This window comes from Streptomyces mutabilis, assembly GCF_014649815.1.
Classification (GTDB): domain Bacteria; phylum Actinomycetota; class Actinomycetes; order Streptomycetales; family Streptomycetaceae; genus Streptomyces; species Streptomyces mutabilis.
In genome coordinates, this window is sequence record NZ_BMTT01000122.1 from 1 (window position 1) to 860 (window position 860).

Sequence of the window (860 nt, forward strand, 5' to 3'; positions counted from 1 at the left end):
TCGAACAGGGCCTGGACGGTGGACGCGTCGTAGATGTCGCTGGAGTACTCGACGGCACCGCTGATGCCCTGCGGCTCACCGTGGGCACCGCGCTGCTCGGCGAGGCTGAAGAACAGGTCGAACTTCGCCGTGCCCGTACGCCCAGGAGCGACATCGACCGTCAGGCCGGGGAGCCGGAAGCTCGCCTCGGGGGCGTTCTGGAGGGCGAGCATGACCTGGAACAGCGGGTGGTGCGACAGGGTCCGGGTCGGGTTGATCAGCTCGACCAGATACTCGAACGGAACGTCCTGATGCGCGTAAGCCGCCAGACTCCTCTCCCGCACCCGCCCGATCAGCTCCGCGAAACTCGGATCACCGGACGTGTCCGTCCGCAGGACCAACGTGTTGACGAAGAACCCGATCAGCTCGTCCAGCGCCTGATCGGTGCGGCCGGCCACCGGACTGCCCACCGGAACATCCTCACCCGCACCCAACCGGGACAGCAGAGCAGCCAGACCGGCCTGCAACACCATGAACAGACTCGCACCCGACGCCCGCGCGACATCCGACAACCGCCGGTGCAGATCCGCGTCGATATCGACCGTGACGTAATCACCCCGGTACGTCATCACCGCCGGACGCGGACGGTCCGTGGGAAGCGTCAGCTGATCAGGCAGACCCGCCAACGCCTCCGTCCAGTAACCGATCTGCGCGGCGAACAGACTCCCCGGATCGTTCTGGTCACCCAGGAGCTCGTTCTGCCACAACGTGTAGTCCGCGTACTGCACCGGCAACGCACGCCACTCCGGCACCCGCCCCTCCACCCGCGCCGAGTAAGCACGCGTGAGATCAGAAGCGAGCGGACCCAACGACCACCCGTC

Annotated in this window: 1 protein-coding gene; it reads right to left on the reverse strand. The window is 66.7% G+C overall.

The features are described from left to right. Positions 1-860, reverse strand: an 860-nt coding sequence (locus IE142_RS34930) for a condensation domain-containing protein (RefSeq protein WP_229831221.1), incomplete at both ends; no start/stop codon positions are given.